Origin of the sequence: Maritimibacter sp. UBA3975 (genome assembly GCF_002384975.1) — a bacterium.
Classification (GTDB): domain Bacteria; phylum Pseudomonadota; class Alphaproteobacteria; order Rhodobacterales; family Rhodobacteraceae; genus Maritimibacter.
Genome location: NZ_DGCP01000007.1, coordinates 85,668 through 105,440, shown reverse-complemented (window position 1 = coordinate 105,440; position 19,773 = coordinate 85,668). Strand labels below are relative to the sequence as shown.

Below are 19,773 nucleotides of genomic sequence, written 5' to 3'. Positions count from 1 at the left end.
CGGGGACAATGGTGTCGGTCACACAAGAAACCCGCTCAGGGGATCGTGAATCCGGGCGGGGCAAGCGTGAACCCGCCGAACTCGAACCCCGGACTGACTGTGCAGCCGACGAGGGTATAGTCGCCGGTGGTCCGGGCTGCTTGCCAGTGGTCTGGCGGGACGGTGATCTGCGGCGCCTCACCCAGCGCAAGGGCGGGGCCGAGTGTCTGGTGGACGGCGGGCCCGGCCTCGCCAGATGCGATGGACAGCGTGAGGGGCGCACCGGCGTAGTAGTGCCAGGTCTCGGCAGCATCCACCTTGTGCCAATGGCTGTTTTCCCCCGCTTTCAGCAGGAAATAGATCGCCGTGCCGGGGCTGCGCGTCCCCTCCGGAGCCGGGGCGCGGAAGGTTTCCCGGAACCAGCCACCCTCGGGATGCGGGGTGAGGCACAGGGTCGCGATGATTTCGTCCGCCGTCATTCAGGGTCTCCGTCCCGCGCCACCAACAAACCCGCAAGCGCCGGGCGGCACTCGGTCGCGCGGGGCAGGCGGCGATGCTTGCGCAGGAACTCTACGGCCGGGCCGGGCCATAACACCAGCCTACGCTGTGCGATCCGGGCGCTGCTGCGCGGCGTTACGGGCCAACCCTCCGGCAAGTGCAGCGCGCGCAATTCGTGTTGCAGGACGATGCTTCGCGTCGCGATCGTGCGGCTCCGGGCCGGACTGCCGGGGGTGGTCACACGCAGGGCTGCACTGGCGCTGAGGGGGGCGCTCACAAGGAAAGCGGCGAGGAGTTGGCCGTCACCGGAAAACCGTGCCGTCCGCCTGTCCCAAGCGACAGGGATGTCGAGAACGGAATTGCGGAACCGCTCGGTCGCGAAGTCGGTTACGAGCTCGACCCGCGTGTTGCCGGTGTAGAGCGGTGCCACTTCGTGCGGAACCGATGCGGACGCGGTCGCCTCGGCGACCCACTTGGCGATGGTGGCATGGATCGGGCCGCGCGCGTAATGCACATCGTCGTCGTAATCTTCGGGCGTCAGCGCATCGGTTCCGCGCTCGGCGCGCAGGCGGGCGTTCACGTCGACGGGGTGCAGCCCGTAGTGGGACAGGAGCCTGCGCAGATCATCGTAATAGGCCCCGCGGTCGGTGCCCCGCTCGACCGGCAAGCTGGTGAGAAGGACGGGGACGAACCCCGCGCCGCGCGCGCGGGCGAGGCGGATCAGGTGCTCCACGCCTGCGAGCAGGTAGTCGACCGCCAACCCATCGCGATCGAGGATCTCGCGGTCATTGAGCGCGTATTCCCACACCACCACGTCGCCCGGCCCGACATTGGGACCGGAGAAAAAGCGGAACAGCGCCGTATAGCTCGACGTGGCCCCGATGGCGTGGTTCTGCACATCGCCCATCGCGGCAGTGTAGGGGCGGGTCCAGCCCGCCCCCATGCGCGTGTTCGATCCGCCGAAGAGGTGGACGGTCATGGACGACGCGCAGCCCTGATCACTTCAGGATCGACCGGCCCGCATATTCCGCGGTCTCGCCGAGCGCTTCCTCGATCCGGATGAGCTGATTGTACTTCGCCAGCCGGTCGGACCGCGCCAGCGACCCGGTCTTGATCTGACCGCAGTTCGTGGCGACGGCGAGGTCGGCGATGGTCGCATCCTCGGTCTCGCCCGAGCGGTGCGACATGACATTCGTGTAGCGCGCGCGGTGGGCCATATCGACGGCCTTGAGCGTTTCGGACAGCGAACCGATCTGGTTCACCTTGACCAGCATGGAGTTCGCCACGCCCCGCTTGATGCCGTCGGCCAGCCGCACCGGGTTGGTCACGAACAGGTCGTCGCCCACAAGCTGCACCTTGTCGCCGATCTTGTCGGTGAGAATTTTCCAACCGTCCCAGTCGTCTTCGGACATCCCGTCTTCGATCGAGATGATCGGGTAGGCGTCGCAGAGCGCGGCGAGGTAGTCGGCGTTTTCTTCGGAGGTGAGCGATTTGCCTTCGCCCGCCATCTCGTACTTGCCGTTCTTGTAGTATTCGGTCGAGGCGCAATCGAGGGCGAGGTAGATGTCCTCGCCCGGTTTGTAGCCCGCCTTTTCAATCGATTTCAGGATGAAATCGAGCGCCTCGTTGGTCGAGCCAAGCTCGGGCGCAAAGCCACCCTCATCGCCCAGACCCGTGGACATGCCCGCCGCCGAAAGCTCCTTTTTCAGCGTGTGGAACACCTCCGACCCCATGCGCACCGCCTCACGGATGTTGTCCGCAGCCACCGGCATGATCATGAATTCCTGAATGTCGATCGGGTTGTCGGCATGTTCGCCGCCGTTGATGATGTTCATCATCGGGACCGGCAGCACCCGCGCGGACGATCCCCCGACATAGCGATAAAGCGGCAGCATCGAGAAATCGGCGGCGGCCTTGGCGGCGGCCAGCGACACGCCGAGGATCGCGTTCGCGCCCAGGCGTCCCTTGTTGTCGGTGCCGTCCAGCTCGATCATGGCGCGGTCCAGCATCTCCTGCTCGGTCGCGTCCATCCCCGCCAGTTCCTCGGCGATCTCGCCATTGACCGCGTTCACGGCCTCCAGCACGCCCTTGCCCAGGTAGCGGTTCTTGTCGCCATCGCGCCGCTCGACGGCCTCATGCGCGCCGGTGGAGGCACCGGAGGGAACAGCGGCGCGCCCCATCGTGCCGTCTTCGAGGATCACGTCGACCTCGACCGTCGGGTTGCCCCGGCTGTCGAGAATCTCGCGGGCGAAAATGTCGATGATGGTGCTCATGGCGCTGTTTCCCGGTTGAATGACTTGGTTGATGCGGGTTCTAGCGGTCACGGCGCGCGAGGAAAAGGGCGGTTGCGCCAACGGTTATGGCAATGAACCATTGAGATACTGCGTCCGCGTGATAGACACACGGGGCTTTTTGGAGAGGGAGGGATCATGTCGGGACCCAGGGTCATGATTGCGGGCGGCGGGATCGGCGGTTTGGCCACCGCGCTGACGTTGCACCAGATCGGCGTCGACTGCGTCGTGTTCGAAGGCGTGCGGGAGCTCAAGCCGCTCGGCGTCGGGATCAACATACAGCCCAACGCGGTGCGTGAGCTTTACGACCTCGGGATCGGTCAGGACGCGCTGGATCGCGTGGGTGTGCCTGCGAAGGAATGGGCGCTCGTGGGCCTCAACGGCAACGACATCTATTCCGAAGAACGCGGCACCTTCGCCGGCTACGACTGGCCGCAATACGCGGTTCATCGCGGGCAGTTCCACATGCTGCTGGCCGACACCTTTATGGAGCGGGCCGGGGCAGGGGCGCTGGAACTCGGCGCGCGCGTCACCGGCTACCGAAACAACGCGGACGGGACCGTGACGGCCTTTGTCGAGACCGAGGCGGGCACCCGCGAGGAAACCGGGTCGCTCCTCATCGGGGCCGACGGTATCCATTCGCAGCTCCGCGCCCAGATGCACCCCGACCAGCCGCCCATCAACTGGGGCGGCGCGATCATGTGGCGCGGCACGACGGTCGCCAAGCCGATCCGCTCCGGCTCGTCCTTCGTGGGGCTGGGGACGCACAGGCACCGCATGGTGATCTACCCGATCAGCCACCCGGACCCGGACACCGGCCTTGCGCTCATCAACTGGATCGCCGAGATGACGGTGGACCCGGCCTCGGGCTGGGAAAAGTCGGGCTGGTTCCGCCCGGTCGAGATCGAGGAATTCGCGGACAACTTCGAGGGGTTCAAATACGACTGGCTCGACGTGCCGGAGATGCTGCGCAAGGCCGACGTGGCCTATGAGAACCCGATGATCGACCGTGATCCCATCGACTGCTGGGTCGACGGCGCCGTCGCCCTGATGGGGGACGCGGCCCACGCCATGTATCCCACCGGATCGAACGGCGCGAGCCAGGCTGTGATCGACGCACGGGTGCTGGGCGCGAAACTGGTGGAGCATGGCGTGACCCCGGCGGCGCTCACCGCCTATGACGCGCAGATGGCCGGACCGATCGGCGAGGTCGTGCTGCGCAATCGCGGCGCCGGCCCCTTCGGCCTGCTCAACATGGTGGATGAGCGCTGCGGGGGTGAATTCGACAATATCGACGACGTGATCCCCGAGGCCGAGCGGCGCGACTTCATGGCCAAGTATCAGGCCGCCGCCGGGTTCGCGCGCGAAGCGCTGAACGCCGCGCCGCCGATGATCCCGCCGGGGGCGAAGGCCGCCGACCTCACGCCGGCCGAGTGATCACGACGGGCGCACGGGCGAAGCCACGGGTTTCGCCCTGCGCGCGGCCCGGCTCACCCGTGCCTCGCGGATGATGGTGTAAAGCCCCGCTGCCACGATCAGCGCGGCCCCGACCAGCGTCCAGAGGTCCGGCACCTCGTCGAAAAACACCAGCGCGAAGATGATGGCATAGACGAGCCGCGTATAGCGGAACGGCGTGACGGCGGGCACGTCACCCGTCTGCATCGCCCGTGTCAGCGCGTAATAGCCCATCATGCCGAGCGCGGTTGCGCCGAGCATCAGCCCGGCATCGCTGGCCCCCGGCAGGATCGGCGCTTCGAACAGGAGCAGAACGGCCCCCGCGATCATCCCCATGAAGAACCCCCAGCTCGAGGTTTGCAGCGGGTGAATGTCCTTCGGCGTGATCCGCGTCGCAACATCGCGCACGGCAAGCCCGATGGCCGCGCCAAGGCCCAGAAGCGCCTCGGGGCGGAACGCTTCGGCGCCGGGGCGCAGGATGATGACGACACCGACGAGGCCCACGGCGATGGCCACCCAGCGCCGCCATCCCACCGTCATGCCGAGAAACAGGATGGCGCCGATGTTCACGAACAGCGGGTTCGCTTGAAGCAGCGCCGACAACAGTCCCAACGGAACAAGCGTCAGGCCGAGGACGAAACAGGTGGTGCCGACCAGCTCGCCCAGATTCCGGATCAGGATGATGGGATGGAAAAAGCGACGGGTGAACACGCTCTGCCCGCGCACCGCCGACATGATCGCGAAGATGGCCGCGCCCACGCCGCCCAGCACGACGAGTACGACGCCGAGCGGAACCCGCTCAGTCACGATTTTCACCAGCACGTCTTCGGAGGCGAACATGCCCATCGCGAGGACCATGAGCGCTGCGCCGCGGATATTCTCCATCGAACCGGACTCCGGGGCGGGATGCCCCGGACCGTCCTTATCCCGGCGCGCGTGGCGGCGAAAGGTGGGCGCGCGATATGTCTTTGCGTGCCCGCCGGGGCAGGGTAGGAGAGCGCGAAGATCGAGAGCGCCATGACCCGTTTCACCTTCCGCCCCATCGTCCCCTCCGACCACCCGGCGCTTGCCGCCCTCTGGCGTGAAAGCGCGTCGGTCATGGGGCTGGACAACAGCTACCTGCCGTCGGTCGCCGACCTCACCACGCGCCTGGACACGCATTTCGGACCGGGGTGGGAGATGACGCTGGCCGAGGATGGCGACAGGATGGCGGGGTTCCTCGCGATCCATCCCCAGGACAGGGTGCTGGGCCAACTGTTTCTCCACCCGGATGTCATTGGCGAAGGCCTCGGGCACCTGTTCTTTGACCGGGCCAAGGCGCGGATGCCGCAGGGATTCACCCTCTACACCCCCGCCGAGAACCATCGCGCGCGCGCGTTTTACGAGGCGGGCGGAATGCATGTGACGCACCACACGACGCATCCCGAGTTCGGACATGAGGTGGTCTATTACCACTGGCCCGGCACCTAGCTGCGGGCGCGCACCATTTCGACCAGCTTCGCCACCGTGTTGAGGTTGCGCGCCGTGGTGGCGACACCCAGCGCCCTTTCCACCCGTTCGGCGAGTTTCGAGCGTCCGATCCCCTCCGGCGCATCGAGGTGGAAGAACAGGCCGTCGAGGGCGAAACGCTCGCTCTCCTTGGCCAAACGCTTGAGCGTATCGAGGTCCGGCGCCACCGGCGCGGTCTCGCAAAACCAGATGTTGCCGAACTTGGGGCGCTCGAACGCGTCCGCAAAGGGAAAAGCCGCATAGGCCGCGATCACCTCGTCGCCGGGGATCACCATGACACGCGGCGCGTGGCCCTGCGCCGCCGCGATCCGCGCGGTCAGGTCGGTCGCGAAGGCCGCAGCGTCGATGTCACCGGCAAAGACCGCGTTTCCCGATTGGATATAAGTCTCCGGGGCCTCGGCCCCCAGCGCCGCCAGATGCCCGCGCAGGTCGTCCATCGCCAGCTTGCCGGTGCCGCCCACGTTGATCCCGCGCAACAGGCACACCCAGACGGTCATACCACCAGCTTGCCTTCCATGACCCGCACCGCGCTCCCGCTCACCGTGACACGGCCGGGGGCGGCCTCGACTTCGATCAGCGAGGGCCGGCCCATGTCCTCGCCCTGATGGATCGTGAGCGACAGCGGCGCACCGTCTGCCTCGCACAACAACGCGCCAAGCGCGGCGGCGGCGGACCCGGTGGCTGGATCCTCGGGCACCCCGTCCAGCGGCGCGAACATCCGCATGTGAATGCTGCCGCCATCGCGCACATAGGCAACCTGCGGAAAGCTGACCCGGCCCGGATAGCGCGCGGCCCCCTCACGAAGCGCCGTGGTATCCGGCACGAGGTCGGACAGGGCGGCACGGTCGACGAGTTCCGTGAAGGTGTAGGCGACCCCCACGCTCGCCATGACCGGCTGGCCCATTATGGTCGGCCCTGGCGTGCCGAGCGCACGGGCGACGAGGGCCGCGTCAGGATGCGCCAGCCGCTCCAGCGCGACTTCGTTGGTGAAGGAGGCACGCCCGTCTCCGGCCCGCACATGCATGGGGCCGACGCCAAGCTCGAGTATGAAATCCGGCCCAAGTCCCGCTTCGCCGAGCATGACCACGGTTCCGATGACCGGGTGGCCCGCAAAGGGCAACTCGGTCGATGGGTTGAAGATACGCGCCTTGGCGACCCCTTCGCCCTCCGGCGGGTAGAGAAACACCGTCTCGGAAAAGTTGAACTCCCGCGCGATGGTCTGAAGCCGCGCCTCCGGCAACTCCGCTGCGTTGGGCACGATGGCGAGCTGGTTGCCGCCGAAGGGCCGGTCGGTGAAGACGTCGTAGACGAGGTAGTCGGTCATGCGGTTACATCAGCTCCGGTTCGCGGCCCAGCTTCGTCGCCAGCCGTTTGATGGTCAGCCCCTGCACGATGATCGAGAAGATCACGACGATATAGGTGGCGGTCAGGATGAGCGGTTTCCACTCGCTGTCGGGCAGGGACAATGCAAGCGCGACCGAAATGCCGCCCTTCAGACCGCCCCATGTCATGATCGGGATCACGCCGGGCGAGAAGTCGCGGAACGGGCGCAGGATCAGGACGGGGATCGCCACGGCTGCAAGGCGCGCGACAAGGGCCAGAACGATGGCCAGAAGGCCTGCAAGCACGGTGTCGAGGGTGAAGGCCACAAGGAAGACCTCGAACCCGATCATCAGGAACAGCACGGCATTGAGGATTTCGTCGATCAGTTGCCAGAAGCTCTCGACATAGCGCCGCGTCTGTTCGCTCATCCCGTGCTTCGCGCCGACGTCACCGATCAGAAGCCCGGCGCTCACCGCCATGATCGGGGCCGAGATATGCAGCGCGACGGCAAGCTCGTAACCGCCAAAGGCGAGGCCCAGAGTGATGAGCACTTCGAGCGCGTAGTCGTCGATCAACCGCATGACACGAAAGACGAGCCAGCCCAGCACGATACCGAGCAGCGCACCCCCCACAGCCTCGCGGAAAAAGAGCTGCGCCGCACCTGCCAGCCCGCCGCCGCCGTGCCCGTCATCCCCCCCGTGGCCCGCCACGACCGGAAAGGCGATGCCCACGAGGACGAGGTAGACGACATAGCCGACCCCGTCGTTGAACAGCGACTCGCCCGCGATCTTGGTCTCAAGCGTCTTGCGCAGGCTCGCCTCGCGCAGCACGCCCAGAACGGCAACCGGATCGGTGGGCGAGATGAGCGAGCCGAAGACCAACGCGATCAGGAAGGGCATCCCGGTGATGTAGGAAAACGCCGTGCCGACGATCAGCGTGGACAGACCGACGCCGATGGTGGCCATGAGGAACACGACCCGCCATTGCTCACGCAGGTCAGCGAGTTTCACATGCAACGCGCCCGCGAACAGCAGGAGGCCCAGCATCCCCTCCAACAGAGCCTCGGAGAAGTCGATCTCGTTCACCACGCCCGAAACCGTCTCGGCCATGTTCATCGCGGGAAAGATCAGCTCCAGCACGATGATCATCAACGAGGCGGCCAGCGACACCACGAGGATGCCGATGGACGACGGAAGCTTCAGGAACAGGTAGTTGATGGCCCCGAACGCGCCAGCGAGCACGATGAGGAGCGAGGTGATCTGGAGGAATGACATGGCTGCCCCTCGGCCCGTTGTTTTCGCCGACGGTAGAGGGCAACGCGCCATGAGGGAACCGCAAACAGCCCCGCGCCTGGCCTCGCGTCGCGACGTGACATCTTGACTTCCCGCGCCCCGGCGCATGTTGTCGCGCGCATGGATGAGAAACCAAATCTCACGCTCATGGGCGCCGGAATGCTGGTCACGATCTCGGTGCTTCTGGGCGTGAACCACGTTATCATCAAGGTCGTGAACGATGGCCTTCAGCCCGTGTTCGCAGCCGGCCTGCGCTCGGTCGGGGCGGCGTTCTGTGTCTGGCTCTGGATCAGGTTTCGCGGCCAGCGGCTCGACTTCCGGGCGGGCACGCGGTGGGCCGGTCTGCTGCTCGGTCTGTGTTTCTCGGTCGAATTCCTCGGGCTCTTTCTGGCGCTCGACCTGACCACCGTCACACGCACCTCGATCATCTTCTATTCCATGCCGATCTGGCTGAACCTCGCCGCGCATTTCCTGCTGCCGGGCGAGAAGCTGACGCCCATGCGCCTCATCGGCCTCGCGCTGGCGTTCGGCGGGGTTGCCTGGGCTATCGCGGATCAGGGCGGTGGCGGCACGGCATCGCTACGCGGGGATCTGTTCGCGCTCTTGGGCGCGCTCGGCTGGACGGCGCTCGCGCTTTTCGCGCGGATCACCCCGGTGCGGCAGGTGTCGTCGGAGATGCAGATGTTCTGGCAGCTCCTGGTCTCGGGACCGGTCCTGCTGTTCGCAGCGCTGTTCTTCGGGCCGTTCATCCGCGACCTGAACCCGTGGCACTGGGCCGGGCTTGGGTATCAGACGGTCGTGGTCGCGGCAGGCGCGTTCCTCGCGTGGTTCTGGCTGCTCAACCACTACAAGGCGTCCAACATCGCCTCTTTCGCGTTCCTGTCGCCGGTGATCGGTGTGGCGCTCGGCTGGCTTGTGCTGAAAGAGCCGGTGACCTGGGCGCTTCTTGCCCAGCTCGTGCTGGTCGCCGTGGGTATCGTGCTGATCAACCGCGCCCCAAAGGCGCGGGTTCAGCCGCCTGCGGAAGCGCCGCTGCCCCCGCGTCCGACACGCTGACTTCGGCCCAGACGGGTAGATGGTCGGACGCCATGCGCGCGATCTCACTCGCCAGAACGCCGCTCCGGGTCAGTTCGAGGTCATGGGACAGCGCGAAGCGATCCAGATGCGCCACGGGCCGCATCGTCGGGTAGGATGCCCCGGGCGCATGGAGGTGGAAGCCACGCGACAGTTCCTCCATGCCTCTGCGCAGGGACCATTCGTTGAAGTCGCCAGTGACCACCATGGGAAGGTCGTGGGGCTTCAGCACGCGGTGCAACTCCCGCAGCTGCTGGTGGCGATAGCGGCGCATCAGGGCCAGATGCGCCCCGGTCACGCGAAACCGCCCCTCGATCTCGACCGAGACGGCGCCGCGCGGCTCCAGCGAAGGCAGCTCGAACCGCGCCACGTCGGTTACCGCCAGCCCGCGCCGCACCAGCACGGCATTGCCGTGCCAGCCGAGCGAGACGTCATTGACCGCCAGAGGCGCGGGGATGAGGTCGGTGTGCTCCGCGATCATCCGCGCGGGCAGGGCGGCGGGGCGAGGGCCCAAGCGCCGGTCCGCCTCCTGCAAGACGACGATATCCGCGCCGAGGCTGATGATGACTTCGATCACCCGGCCCGGATCACGCCGCCGGTCGCGGCCCACGGCCTTGCGTATGTTGTAGCTTGCGAGTTTCATGTTCTACCTGACCATATGGTCCCTCAACGCACCAATTGAACGGGCGTTTCCCTGCGACTAAATGAACCCCATGCTCCGTAATCAATCGATCATCACCTATGCCGTCTGGATCGTGCTCGTCGTTGCGAGCCTCGGGGCCTTCGCACTCGGTGACCTGATGATCGGCACGGTCGGGATGGCCACGCTCGCGCTTACGGTCGCGCCGGCCGTGATGGCCGAACGGTTCCACCTGCGAATCCCCATCTATTTCTATGCGGGCGTTGTGCTGTTTCTCTTCGGTACGGTGTTTCTGGGCGAGGCGTTCGACTTTTACGAGCGGTTCTGGTGGTGGGACATCGCGCTTCACGGCACGTCGGCTGTCGGGTTCGGCGTCGTCGGCGTGGTGCTCACGCTCCTGATGTTCGAGGGCAACCGCTACGACGCGCCCGCTTACGCCGTCGCCGGGATCGCCTTTGCGTTTGCCGTAACGATCGGCACGATGTGGGAGATTTTCGAATTCGGGATGGACCAGATCTTTGGCCTGAACATGCAAAAATCCGGTCTGATGGACACGATGACCGACCTCATTGTCGACTGCGTCGGGGCCGCACTCGGTGCTGCGTCTGGGTATGCGTTCCTGCGCGGTCGCTCGCGCTATGGCCTGTCGGGCATGATCGCCGAGTTCATCAACCGCAACCGCCGCTATTACCGCCGGGCTTCGGAGAAGAAGTCCGACAGCCGGGATTAGGTCCCGCAGAAGGTCCGCATCACGCGTTCTTCGGGGCGCGGCGGCGTTGCGAAATCCTCAGTCTCGGGGCTTTCGGTGAAGGGCTTGGCCAACACCTCGTTCAGCTTGTGGAACGGTCCGAAATCGCCCGAGACACCGGCCTGAATCGCTTCCTCGATGCGGTGGTTGCGCGGGATGATTGCCGGGTTCGCGGTCAGCATCGTGTCGCGCCCGTCCGAGCCCTGACGCTCCAGCCGCGCGCGCCATTCCGGCGCCCAGCTTTCCCATGCGCCATCCTCGGTGAAATGGGCCGAGGCATCGCCGGTGGCCAACGCGCGGAAGGTGTTGGTGAAATCCGCGCCCGAGGCCGCCATGCGCGACAACAGTCCCTGAACCAATGCGCCGTCGCCCGCTTCCTCGGTCGTCAGTCCGATCTTGGCGCGGAACTTCGCGATCCATGCATCGCCGAAGATGTCGGGGAAGGCATGGAGCCGGTCTTCCGCCGCCTCGATCGCTGCATCCTGATCGTCGTCGATGAGCGGGAGCAGCGCGGAGGCGAGTTGAGCAAGGTTCCAGACCGCCATGTTCGGCTGGTTCTGATAGGCATAGCGCCCCATCTGGTCGATGGAGGAAAACACCGTGTTCGGGTGATAGGCGTCCATGAAGGCACAGGGGCCATAGTCGATGGTCTCGCCGGATATCGCCATGTTGTCGGTGTTCATCACGCCGTGGATGAAGCCCACCGACATCCAGTCGGCGATGAGCCGCGCCTGCCGGTCCACGACCGCCGACAAGAGGTCGAGCGGCCCCTGAGCATCGGGCGCATGGCGGGCAATGGCATGGGCCGTGAGGTCGCGCAGGGCATCGGTCTGGCCGCGTGAGGCGAAGACCTGAAAGGTGCCCACGCGCAGGTGGCTCGCGGCCACGCGGGTCAGCACGGCACCGGGCAGCACCGTCTCGCGGTAGACATCCTCGCCAGTCGTCACGGCGGCGAGCGCGCGGGTGGTCGGGATACCGAGAGCGTGCATCGCCTCGGACACGACGTATTCGCGCAGGACGGGGCCAAGCCATGCACGCCCGTCACCGCCACGCGAAAACGGGGTGCGCCCCGAGCCCTTGAGCTGGATGTCGCGACGGTTGCCGTTCGTGTCGAGCACCTCGCCAAGCAGGATCGCGCGCCCGTCACCAAGCTGGGGCACGAAATTCCCGAACTGGTGGCCCGCGTAAAGCTGCGCGAGCGGTTCGGCGCCCTCGGGCACCTCGTTGCCCGCCAGCATCCCGGCGGTCAGTGCCTCTGGGTCGATCCCGAGTTCGCGGGCCAGGGGCCGGTTCAGCGCGACGACCTCCGGCTGCGCGACGGGAACGGGGGCCTGCCGGGCATAGAACGTGTCGGGCAGGCGGGCGTAGGAATTGTCGAACCTGATTGTCATGCTCAGTAGGTGGGTATCCTAGGGGAGACGGGCAAGACGCTCGGTCAGAAGGGCGAAGAAACCCTCGGCGTCGAGGTCGCCCATGAAGGTCGCATTCGCCGTGCGCCCCGACACGCCCCACCAGTCGGCAACGGTCATGCCGAGGGTGAGGTCCGAGAGCGTTTCGACCTCGACATTGATGTGCCGGCCCGTGAAGAGATGCGGGGCGATGACATAGGCGGTCACGGTCGGATCGTGAAGCGGCGCGCCCGTGGAGCCGTATTTCGCCTTGTCGAAGCGTTCGAAGAAATCCGTCATCTCGGCAGTGGCGATGCCGGTGGCGTTCCCGAGGGCGCGGAAGGCATCGTTTCGGGGCTGCGTCACGAGCGCCTTGTGAGTCACGTCGAGCGGCATGATCGTGGTCAATACGCCGGATTTGAACACGATTTCAGCAGCTTCCGGGTCGACATAGATGTTGAACTCCGCCGCGGGCGTGATGTTGCCGACCTCGAAATAGGCCCCGCCCATGCTGACGATTTCCGCCACGCGCCCGATGATGTCGGGGGCCTCGCGAAACGCGGTCGCGATGTTGGTCAAAGGGCCGAGTGTGCAAAGCGTGACCGTGCCTTCGGGTTCCTTGCGCAGCGTGTCGATGATGAATTCGACCGCGTGCGCGTCCTGAAGCGGCACCGTCGGATCGGGCAATGTCGGCCCGTCGAGGCCCGTGCGCCCATGGACATGCTCGGCGGTAACGAGCTTTCTTTTCAAGGGCTTGTCGCACCCGGCGAAGACGGGAATGTCTGGCCGCCCGGCCAGCTCGCAGACAGTCCGGGCGTTCTTTTGCGTGAGCGCGAGGGGCACGTTCCCGGCGACGGCGGTGATCCCCAGAACCTCCACCTCGGGACTTGCGAGGGCGAGGAGGATGGCAACAGCGTCATCCTGACCGGGGTCGGTGTCGATGATGATTTTTCGTGGATTCATAGTAATTTACGCGGCGAGGCTGACCCAGATCGGCACATGATCCGACGGCTTTTCCCGCGCCCGAACGTCCTTGTCGATCTGGCAGTCTTCCAGCAGGTCCGCGCATTGCGGGGACAGCAGGAAATGGTCGATGCGGATCCCGTCGTTCCGCTGCCACGCGCCGCGCTGAAAATCCCAGTAGGTGTATTGCTCAGGCGCCTGGCTGCGCGCGCGGAAGGCTTCGGTCAGGCCGAGGTTCTGCAGCCGCCAGAACGCGCCGCGGCTTTCGGGTTGAAACAGCGCATCGTCGCGCCAGTCCTCGGGCCGGGCGGCATCTTCGGCCTGCGGGATCACGTTGTAGTCGCCCGCCATCAGGAACGGTTGTTCGAGCGCGAGCAGTTCTTTCGCGCGGGCTTCGAGGCGCTCCATCCACCGGAGCTTATAGGCGAATTTCTCGTCGCCCACGGGATTACCATTGGGCAGGTAAAGGCCACAGATACGCACCGCGCTGTGGTCGCCCACGACGGTCGCCTCGATATAGCGCGCCTCTTCGTCATCCGCGCCGTCGCGGCCCGTTCCGGTGGCGTTGGCAAGGCCCCGCGTCACGTCCTCGAGTGGCAGCTTGGACAGGATCGCGACCCCGTTGAACGACTTTTGTCCATGCGTTTCAACGTTGTATCCCATGTCCTCGAAGTGCTCGCGGGGGAAATTCTCGTCGATCGACTTGATCTCCTGAAAGATCACGACGTCGGGTGCGGCCTCCTCCAGCCAGTCGGTGACGGCGGGCAGACGGGCCTTGATCCCGTTGATGTTGTAGCTGGCGATCTTCATGCGCGCTCCCCCTGGTTGCCGAAAACCTAGCGGGGCGGACGGTGGGGTGAAAGCGGGAAATCGACGTTTCGGGCGGTGTCGCACCGCGTACACATCCTGTGCATACGCTGTACATACGTTTGTGCACACGCGCGGGGTTAACGCGCCGTGCGCCCCGCGATGGCCCGGCCCGCCGCCACGCCCGACGCCCAGGCCCACTGGAAGTTGTAACCGCCGAGCCAGCCGGTCACGTCCACCGCTTCGCCGATGACGTAAAGACCGGGCAGGTGTTTCGATTCCATCGTTTTCGACGACACCCCGTCGGTCGAGACGCCGCCCGCGGTGACCTCGGCGGTGCGGTAGCCTTCGGAGCCGGAGGGCGTGAGGGTCCAGTGGGCGAGCGCCTCGCAGATGTCCGCGAGCCGCGCGTCGGACTGGTCGGCGAGGTTGCCAGTGAGGCCGAGGTCGGGGGCGAGGAACTCCACCAGCCGGGCAGGCAGGTGGCGCGCGAGTTCGGTGGTGAGCGCGTGGCGCCCCTGCGCCTGCCGCTGGGCCTTGAGCGTGTCGAGCAGTCCGGGCGGGCAGATGTCGAGCGTGATGGCCTCGCCCTCGTGCCAGTAGGACGACAGTTGCAGAACCGCCGGCCCGGAGAGACCCCGATGGGTGAAAAGAAGCGCCTCGGCAAAGGCGATCCGGTCGTTGAAGGCGGTCACCGGAGTCGAGACGCCCGAGATCGGGGCGAAGCGATCCCCGAAGGTCAGCGGGACGAGCGCAGGGCGCGGTGTCACAAGGCTGTGCCCGAACTGCTGTGCAAGGTCATAGGCGAGCCCGGTGGCCCCCATCCTGGGGATCGACTTGCCACCTGTGGCAAGGACGAGGGTGTCTGCCGTCACCGCGCCGCTATCGGTCGCCACGGTGAAGAGTCCATCGGCATGGGTGACGCCGGCGATCTGCGCCCCGAGCCGCACCTGCGCGCCCGCCGCCCGGATCTCGGCCAGTAGCATGTCGATGATCTGGGTGGATTTGCCGTCGCAGAAGAGCTGCCCCAATGTCTTTTCATGCCACGCGATGCCGTAGCGCGAGACCAGCTCGATGAAATCCCACTGGGTGTAGCGCGCCAGCGCCGACTTGTGGAAATGGGGGTTCTCGGACAGAAAATTCGCCGGCGTCACATCGAGATTGGTGAAATTGCAACGCCCGCCACCGGAAATCCGGATCTTCTCGCCCGGCTTCTTCGCATGATCCAGAACCAGCGTGTCCGGCCCCGCATAAGCCGCGCACATCAGGCCAGCCGCCCCGGCCCCGAGGATGATCGTGCGATGGTGGGTCACGTCCTCATCTTCCCCTCAACGCGTCCTGTCTTTCCGGTCGGAAAATATCCCGGGGGAGCGCGAGGGGGCTGGCCCCCTCGCACGGGTCGTCGCGGGCGTCAGCCCGCGGCGAAACCCTTACCCCAAAGTCACGAGCGCATGGCGTTTCCTGCCCGCCGACAGCTTGATCGGCTGGTCGAGATCAGCCTGCGTGATCATCAGGCCAGCGTCCGTCACATCCGCATCGTTCAGCTTGGCGCCCTTGTCGGCGATGAGGCGCTTGGCCTCCTTGCCGGTCTTGGCAAGGCCGGAACGCGTGATGAGCTGGGTGATCGAGATACCCTCACCGATCTCGTCCGCGCTCAGCGTCAGCGTCGGCAGGTCGTCGCCCGCGCCGCCCTTTTCGAACACTTCGCGCGCGGTGGCTTCCGCCGCGGCCGCCGCCTCGGCCCCGTGGCACAGCGTCGTCACCTCGTTGGCCAGCACGATCTTGGCGTCGTTGATCCGGTTGCCGGGCAGGGCGGCAAGACGCTCGCATTCCTCGACCGGCAACTCGGTATAGAGCTTCAGGAACCGGCCCACATCGGCGTCGGTCGTGTTGCGCCAGAACTGCCAGAACTCATAGGGCGACAGCATGTCGGCGTTCAGCCACATGGCCCCGCCCTGCGACTTGCCCATCTTCTTGCCGTCCGACGTGGTCAGGAGTGGCGAGGTCAGGCCGTAGATCTCGTGATCCAGCACCCGGCGGGTCAGGTCGATCCCGTTCACGATGTTGCCCCACTGGTCCGACCCGCCCATCTGGAGCGTGCAGTTGTAGCGGCGATTGAGCTCGAGAAAGTCGTAAGCCTGCAAGATCATGTAGTTGAATTCGAGGAACGACAGGCTCTGTTCCCGGTCCAACCGCGACTTCACGCTCTCGAACGACAGCATCCGGTTCACCGAGAAATGCCGCCCGATGTCGCGCAGAAACTCGAGGTAGTTCAGACCGTCCAGCCATTCCGCGTTGTTCAGCATCAAAGCATCGGTCGGCGCGTCCCCGTAGGACAGGTATTTCGCAAACACCTGCTTCATCCCGTCGATATTCGCGTCGATCTGTTCCGGTCCCAGCAGGGGCCGTTCGTCCGCGCGGAACGACGGGTCGCCCACCTTGGTCGTGCCGCCGCCCATGAGCGTGATCGGCTTGTGCCCGGTCTTTTGCAGCCAGCGCAGCATCATGATGTTCAGAAGGTGCCCGACATGCAGCGATTTCGCCGTCGCGTCATAGCCGATATAGGCCGTCACCACGCCTTTGGTCAGCGCCTCGTCCAACGCCTGGTAATCGGTGCAGTCGGCCAGGTAGCCACGCTCGATCATCACGCGCATGAAGTCTGATTTCGGGTGGTAGGTCATCGGTTTTCTGTCCATTGTCATTGGGTGCTGCCTCTATATCGGGGGCATGGGCGGAGGAAAAGCCATGATGGAGGCGCGCGCGATCTGGGCGCTTGGGGCGATGTCGGGCACGTCGCTGGACGGCGTCGATGCGGCGATGGTCCTGACCGATGGCGAGACGATCGAGGCCTTCGGTAAAACGGGCTACGCCGCCTTTTCCGACAACGAGGCCGGTGTGCTTCGGGCGGCCCTCGGGCGCTGGCCGGGCGAGCCTGGGGTGGCGGAGGCCGCGCGCATCGTCGAGGCCGCGCATGTGGGGCTGCTGTCGGGGTTCGAGGGCGCAGAGCTCGTCGGGTTTCACGGCCAGACGCTCGCCCATGATCCGCGCGGGCGCGGGGCGACGCATCAGGCGGGCGACGGCGACCGGCTGGCCGAGGCGCTGGGGTGCCCGGTGGCGTGGGATTTCCGCACGGCGGATGTGACGCTGGGCGGCGAGGGCGCGCCGCTCGCCCCGTTTTTTCACTTCGCCTGCGCCAAATGGATCGGCGCCGAGGCGCCGGTGGCGTTCCTGAACCTCGGCGGGGTCGGGAACCTGACCTGGGTGGACCCGGCCTGTGCCCGGGCCGAGGACGAGGGCGCGCTTCTGGCCTTCGACACGGGGCCGGCCAACGCGCCGCTCAACGACCTGGTATGGCAGCGCAGGCGCGCGCCTCTCGACCGCGACGGGGCGCTGGCCGCAACCGGCACCGTTGACGAGGGGATCGTCACGACCTTTCTCGAACACCCCTATTTCCTGCGGATGCCACCCAAGTCGCTCGATCGCGATGCCTTCGCCACGCTGGGCGCGGCGGTGACCGACCTGTCCGACGCCGATGCGGCGGCGACTCTCACCGCCTGCGTGGCGGCCTCGGTCGCGGCGGGGCTGGAGCACTGCCCGGCACCACCGGAGCGTCTACTGGTCTGCGGTGGCGGGCGCCTGAACCCGACCATGATGGAAATGCTCGCCACCCGCACCGGCCTGCCCGTGGTCCCGGTCGAGGAGGTCGGCCTCGACGGCGACATGCTGGAGGCGCAGGCGTTTGCCTATCTCGCCGTCCGCGTCGCGCGGGGGCTGGCCACGACCTGTCCGACGACGACGGGCGTTGCTGCCAACGTCGGCGGGGGCCGTGTTTCCGAACCGGGCCCCTGACGCGGAAGCCCGTCTTTCCGGTCCAAAATATCCCGGGGGTGCGGGGGCAGCGCCCCCGCGCGGGTCGGATGGGGCGCAGCCCCATTCGAAACCTCTCAGGCCGCGTCGAGCGCGCGCGACAGGGCGCAGAAATGCTCGACGTCGATCTCTTCGGCCCGCGCCGTCGGCTTGATGTCCACGCTTTCGAGCAGGTCCGAGATCTCGGGATGCAGCCCCTTCAATGACGCGCGCAGCATCTTGCGGCGTTGCTGGAACGCGGTCGCTGTGATGCGCTGGAGCGTCGCGGCATTCGCCTCGAACCGGGGTTCGGGCAGGGCCTCGAAATGGACCACGGCGGAGTGGATCTTGGGCGGGGGCGTGAAGGCCTCGGGCGGGAGTTCCATGACCACGCGCGGCTCGCTGCGCCATTGCGACAGGATCGCGAGGCGGCCATAGGCCTTGGAGCCGGGGCTGGCGGTGATCCTCTGCGCCACTTCCTTCTGGAACATCAGCGTGAGCGAGGACCAGACCGGGGGCCACGCCTTCGGTGTGAGCCAGCGGGTCAGGAGCTCGGTCCCCACGTTGTAGGGCAGGTTCGCCACGATCCGGATGGGTGGCGTGAGATGGGCCAGCGGGTCGATGGCGAGCGCGTCGGCATTCAACACCTCGAGCCGGCCGGGATAGATGGCCGCGATTTCGGCCAGCGCGGACATTGCCCGCGCGTCCTTCTCGACGGCCAGCACCCGGCGCGCGCCTTCGACGAGCAGCCCGCGGGTCAGCCCGCCGGGGCCGGGGCCGACTTCCAGCACGTCGCAGGCGGTCAGATCGCCCGCCTGACGCGCGATCTTGGCGGTGAGGTTCAGGTCCAGCAGGAAGTTCTGGCCCATCGACTTCTTGGCCACCAGCCCGTGCGTCGCGATCACCTCGCGCAGGGGCGGCAGGCCGTCGATGGTGCTCATGCGGCCATCTCGCGCGCCATGCGCAGGGCGGCGATGAGCGAGGTGGGATCGGCCCGGCCCGTGCCCGCGATGTCGAAGGCGGTGCCGTGGTCGGGCGAGGTGCGCACGAAGGGCAGGCCCAGCGTCACGTTCACGCCGCCCGCGAAGTCGATGGTCTTGATCGGGACGAGGGCCTGATCGTGATACATGCAGATCGCCACGTCATAGCCCGCGCGCGCGCTGGCGTGGAACATGGTGTCGGCGGGTAGGGGACCGGAGAGCGCCAGCCCTTCGGCGCGCAGGGCGTCGAGGGTCGGGGTGATGACCTCGATCTCCTCGCGCCCCATCGCGCCGCCTTCGCCCGCGTGGGGGTTGAGGCCCGACACGGCGATGCGGGGATTGGCATGGCCCATCGCGCGGTGGGCGGCATGGGTGATGCGGATGACCTGCGTGAGGTGGTCGCGGGTGAGCGCGGCAGGCACGTCTGCCAGCGGAATGTGGATCGTGGCGGGCACAACGCGCAGCTCATGGCACGCCAGCATCATCACCACATGCTCGACGCCCGCGAGATGGGCGAGGTATTCGGTATGGCCGGGATGGGCGAAGCCCGCGCCATCCATCAGCGCCTTCTTGTGGATCGGGGCGGTGGTGAGGGCCGATGCTTCGCCCTGCATCACGCGGGCCACCCCGTCGCGGATCGCGGCGATGACATGGGCGGCATGTTCGGGCTGCGCGGTGCCGGGCAGGCGGGCGGGGCCGAAATCGCGGTGCAGCACGGGCACGCCGCGATGCACGGCCTGCATCGCCTCGGCGGGGTGCGAAATCGTCTCGACCGGCCCGTCGATATGGCGCGCGTCGCCCAGTACGAAGAAGGGAATCTCGGCGCCCAGCCGGTCCCAGGCGGCCGCGATGATCTCGGGGCCGATGCCGGCGGGTTCGCCAACGGAGAGCGCGATGGGCAAGTCAGAGCGGGACATGGGTCACCTCGCGGGCGGACTTCGTCAGGAAGTCCGGCCCGGATTCATGGCATGAATCCGGCG

20 protein-coding genes are annotated in these 19,773 nt (G+C 66.5%); 5 read left to right on the top strand and 15 right to left on the bottom strand.

What is annotated here, in order from left to right; translation table 11 throughout:
• Positions 1-35 precede the first annotated feature (35 nt).
• Genes B2585_RS04830 through eno form a run of 3 tightly spaced genes read right to left on the bottom strand, consistent with a single transcriptional unit; the run spans position 36 to position 2,750 of the window.
• Positions 36-458: a cupin domain-containing protein gene (locus B2585_RS04830; protein ID WP_292020579.1), complete on the bottom strand. Its 423-nt coding sequence runs from the start codon at positions 456-458 to the stop codon at positions 36-38.
• Positions 455-1,456: an SGNH/GDSL hydrolase family protein gene (locus tag B2585_RS04825; protein WP_292020577.1), complete on the bottom strand. Its 1,002-nt coding sequence runs from the start codon at positions 1,454-1,456 to the stop codon at positions 455-457. Before B2585_RS04825 ends, B2585_RS04830 begins: the two co-directional genes overlap by 4 nt.
• 19 nt (positions 1,457-1,475) lie before the next feature.
• Entirely contained in the window at positions 1,476-2,750 is a 1,275-nt protein-coding gene (eno, locus tag B2585_RS04820; protein WP_292020575.1) for a phosphopyruvate hydratase, read from the bottom strand.
• A gap of 156 nt (positions 2,751-2,906) precedes the next feature.
• Between eno and B2585_RS04815 the strand changes: the two genes are divergently transcribed.
• The gene (locus B2585_RS04815; RefSeq protein WP_292020573.1) at positions 2,907-4,205 is read left to right on the top strand and encodes a flavin-dependent oxidoreductase; all 1,299 of its coding nucleotides are present in this window, start codon (positions 2,907-2,909) and stop codon (positions 4,203-4,205) included.
• Here the strand turns inward: B2585_RS04815 and B2585_RS04810 are convergent, their stop codons facing one another.
• The gene (locus B2585_RS04810) at positions 4,206-5,108 is read right to left on the bottom strand and encodes a DMT family transporter (protein WP_292020571.1); all 903 of its coding nucleotides are present in this window, start codon (positions 5,106-5,108) and stop codon (positions 4,206-4,208) included.
• A gap of 132 nt (positions 5,109-5,240) precedes the next feature.
• On the opposite strand from B2585_RS04810, the gene B2585_RS04805 reads away from it, so the two are divergent.
• Entirely contained in the window at positions 5,241-5,693 is a 453-nt protein-coding gene (locus B2585_RS04805) for a GNAT family N-acetyltransferase (protein WP_292020569.1), read from the top strand.
• Here the strand turns inward: B2585_RS04805 and B2585_RS04800 are convergent.
• The 3 genes from B2585_RS04800 to B2585_RS04790 are packed head-to-tail and all read right to left on the bottom strand — an operon-like array spanning position 5,690 to position 8,329.
• The gene (locus tag B2585_RS04800; RefSeq protein ID WP_292020567.1) at positions 5,690-6,229 is read right to left on the bottom strand and encodes a DUF1697 domain-containing protein; all 540 of its coding nucleotides are present in this window, start codon (positions 6,227-6,229) and stop codon (positions 5,690-5,692) included. The genes B2585_RS04805 and B2585_RS04800 overlap by 4 nt on opposite strands.
• The gene (locus B2585_RS04795) at positions 6,226-7,056 is read right to left on the bottom strand and encodes a PhzF family phenazine biosynthesis protein (RefSeq protein ID WP_292020565.1); all 831 of its coding nucleotides are present in this window, start codon (positions 7,054-7,056) and stop codon (positions 6,226-6,228) included. The genes B2585_RS04800 and B2585_RS04795 overlap by 4 nt, the downstream gene beginning before the upstream one ends.
• A 4-nt stretch (positions 7,057-7,060) precedes the next feature.
• On the bottom strand, positions 7,061-8,329 hold the full coding sequence (locus B2585_RS04790; RefSeq protein ID WP_292020562.1) for a cation:proton antiporter: 1,269 nt from the start codon (positions 8,327-8,329) through the stop codon (positions 7,061-7,063).
• A 138-nt stretch (positions 8,330-8,467) separates the two neighbouring features.
• On the opposite strand from B2585_RS04790, the gene B2585_RS04785 reads away from it, so the two are divergent.
• Positions 8,468-9,403, top strand: coding sequence for a DMT family transporter (locus B2585_RS04785; RefSeq protein ID WP_292020560.1), 936 nt, complete (start codon positions 8,468-8,470; stop codon positions 9,401-9,403).
• On the opposite strand, the gene B2585_RS04780 is transcribed toward B2585_RS04785, so the two are convergent.
• Entirely contained in the window at positions 9,333-10,064 is a 732-nt protein-coding gene (locus B2585_RS04780) for an endonuclease/exonuclease/phosphatase family protein (RefSeq protein ID WP_292020558.1), read from the bottom strand. The genes B2585_RS04785 and B2585_RS04780 overlap by 71 nt on opposite strands.
• A gap of 70 nt (positions 10,065-10,134) precedes the next feature.
• On the opposite strand from B2585_RS04780, the gene B2585_RS04775 reads away from it, so the two are divergent.
• On the top strand, positions 10,135-10,791 hold the full coding sequence (locus B2585_RS04775) for a hypothetical protein (protein ID WP_292020556.1): 657 nt from the start codon (positions 10,135-10,137) through the stop codon (positions 10,789-10,791).
• On the opposite strand, the gene B2585_RS04770 is transcribed toward B2585_RS04775, so the two are convergent.
• The 5 genes from B2585_RS04770 to tyrS all read right to left on the bottom strand — a co-directional run bounded on the left by B2585_RS04770 (position 10,788) and on the right by tyrS (position 16,648).
• Positions 10,788-12,206 carry a protein adenylyltransferase SelO gene (locus tag B2585_RS04770; protein ID WP_339718241.1) on the bottom strand — a complete coding sequence of 473 codons (1,419 nt, stop codon included), beginning with the start codon at positions 12,204-12,206 and terminating at the stop codon, positions 10,788-10,790. The genes B2585_RS04775 and B2585_RS04770 overlap by 4 nt on opposite strands.
• Positions 12,207-12,218: 12 nt before the next feature.
• Entirely contained in the window at positions 12,219-13,160 is a 942-nt protein-coding gene (locus B2585_RS04765; RefSeq protein WP_292020552.1) for a nucleoside hydrolase, read from the bottom strand.
• Positions 13,161-13,166: 6 nt separating this feature from the next.
• Positions 13,167-13,970: an exodeoxyribonuclease III gene (gene xth / locus B2585_RS04760; RefSeq protein ID WP_292020550.1), complete on the bottom strand. Its 804-nt coding sequence runs from the start codon at positions 13,968-13,970 to the stop codon at positions 13,167-13,169.
• Between the two features lie 137 nt (positions 13,971-14,107).
• Positions 14,108-15,232 carry an NAD(P)/FAD-dependent oxidoreductase gene (locus tag B2585_RS04755; protein WP_414674038.1) on the bottom strand — a complete coding sequence of 375 codons (1,125 nt, stop codon included), beginning with the start codon at positions 15,230-15,232 and terminating at the stop codon, positions 14,108-14,110.
• 165 nt (positions 15,233-15,397) lie between these two features.
• Entirely contained in the window at positions 15,398-16,648 is a 1,251-nt protein-coding gene (gene tyrS / locus B2585_RS04750) for a tyrosine--tRNA ligase (protein ID WP_292020617.1), read from the bottom strand.
• Positions 16,649-16,712: 64 nt separating this feature from the next.
• On the opposite strand from tyrS, the gene B2585_RS04745 reads away from it, so the two are divergent.
• The gene (locus B2585_RS04745) at positions 16,713-17,816 is read left to right on the top strand and encodes an anhydro-N-acetylmuramic acid kinase (RefSeq protein ID WP_292020547.1); all 1,104 of its coding nucleotides are present in this window, start codon (positions 16,713-16,715) and stop codon (positions 17,814-17,816) included.
• Positions 17,817-17,911: 95 nt separating this feature from the next.
• Here the strand turns inward: B2585_RS04745 and rsmA are convergent, their stop codons facing one another.
• Both rsmA and pdxA read right to left on the bottom strand, forming a co-directional pair.
• The gene (gene rsmA / locus B2585_RS04740) at positions 17,912-18,754 is read right to left on the bottom strand and encodes a 16S rRNA (adenine(1518)-N(6)/adenine(1519)-N(6))-dimethyltransferase RsmA (RefSeq protein ID WP_292020545.1); all 843 of its coding nucleotides are present in this window, start codon (positions 18,752-18,754) and stop codon (positions 17,912-17,914) included.
• Positions 18,751-19,710 carry a 4-hydroxythreonine-4-phosphate dehydrogenase PdxA gene (gene pdxA / locus B2585_RS04735; RefSeq protein ID WP_292020543.1) on the bottom strand — a complete coding sequence of 320 codons (960 nt, stop codon included), beginning with the start codon at positions 19,708-19,710 and terminating at the stop codon, positions 18,751-18,753. The genes rsmA and pdxA overlap by 4 nt, the downstream gene beginning before the upstream one ends.
• Positions 19,711-19,773: the final 63 nt, after the last annotated feature.

What these genes read in the sequence shown, in the direction of transcription:
- B2585_RS04830 (WP_292020579.1), bottom strand. Translation starts at nt 458, where the DNA reads ATGACGGCGGACGAAATCATCGCGACCCTGTGCCTCACCCCGCATCCC.
- B2585_RS04825 (WP_292020577.1), bottom strand. Translation starts at nt 1,456, where the DNA reads ATGACCGTCCACCTCTTCGGCGGATCGAACACGCGCATGGGGGCGGGC.
- eno (WP_292020575.1), bottom strand. Translation starts at nt 2,750, where the DNA reads ATGAGCACCATCATCGACATTTTCGCCCGCGAGATTCTCGACAGCCGG.
- B2585_RS04815 (WP_292020573.1), top strand. Translation starts at nt 2,907, where the DNA reads ATGTCGGGACCCAGGGTCATGATTGCGGGCGGCGGGATCGGCGGTTTG.
- B2585_RS04810 (WP_292020571.1), bottom strand. Translation starts at nt 5,108, where the DNA reads ATGGAGAATATCCGCGGCGCAGCGCTCATGGTCCTCGCGATGGGCATG.
- B2585_RS04805 (WP_292020569.1), top strand. Translation starts at nt 5,241, where the DNA reads ATGACCCGTTTCACCTTCCGCCCCATCGTCCCCTCCGACCACCCGGCG.
- B2585_RS04800 (WP_292020567.1), bottom strand. Translation starts at nt 6,229, where the DNA reads ATGACCGTCTGGGTGTGCCTGTTGCGCGGGATCAACGTGGGCGGCACC.
- B2585_RS04795 (WP_292020565.1), bottom strand. Translation starts at nt 7,056, where the DNA reads ATGACCGACTACCTCGTCTACGACGTCTTCACCGACCGGCCCTTCGGC.
- B2585_RS04790 (WP_292020562.1), bottom strand. Translation starts at nt 8,329, where the DNA reads ATGTCATTCCTCCAGATCACCTCGCTCCTCATCGTGCTCGCTGGCGCG.
- B2585_RS04785 (WP_292020560.1), top strand. Translation starts at nt 8,468, where the DNA reads ATGGATGAGAAACCAAATCTCACGCTCATGGGCGCCGGAATGCTGGTC.
- B2585_RS04780 (WP_292020558.1), bottom strand. Translation starts at nt 10,064, where the DNA reads ATGAAACTCGCAAGCTACAACATACGCAAGGCCGTGGGCCGCGACCGG.
- B2585_RS04775 (WP_292020556.1), top strand. Translation starts at nt 10,135, where the DNA reads ATGCTCCGTAATCAATCGATCATCACCTATGCCGTCTGGATCGTGCTC.
- B2585_RS04765 (WP_292020552.1), bottom strand. Translation starts at nt 13,160, where the DNA reads ATGAATCCACGAAAAATCATCATCGACACCGACCCCGGTCAGGATGAC.
- xth (WP_292020550.1), bottom strand. Translation starts at nt 13,970, where the DNA reads ATGAAGATCGCCAGCTACAACATCAACGGGATCAAGGCCCGTCTGCCC.
- B2585_RS04755 (WP_414674038.1), bottom strand. Translation starts at nt 15,232, where the DNA reads ATGTGCGCGGCTTATGCGGGGCCGGACACGCTGGTTCTGGATCATGCG.
- tyrS (WP_292020617.1), bottom strand. Translation starts at nt 16,648, where the DNA reads ATGACCTACCACCCGAAATCAGACTTCATGCGCGTGATGATCGAGCGT.
- B2585_RS04745 (WP_292020547.1), top strand. Translation starts at nt 16,713, where the DNA reads ATGATGGAGGCGCGCGCGATCTGGGCGCTTGGGGCGATGTCGGGCACG.
- rsmA (WP_292020545.1), bottom strand. Translation starts at nt 18,754, where the DNA reads ATGAGCACCATCGACGGCCTGCCGCCCCTGCGCGAGGTGATCGCGACG.
- pdxA (WP_292020543.1), bottom strand. Translation starts at nt 19,710, where the DNA reads ATGTCCCGCTCTGACTTGCCCATCGCGCTCTCCGTTGGCGAACCCGCC.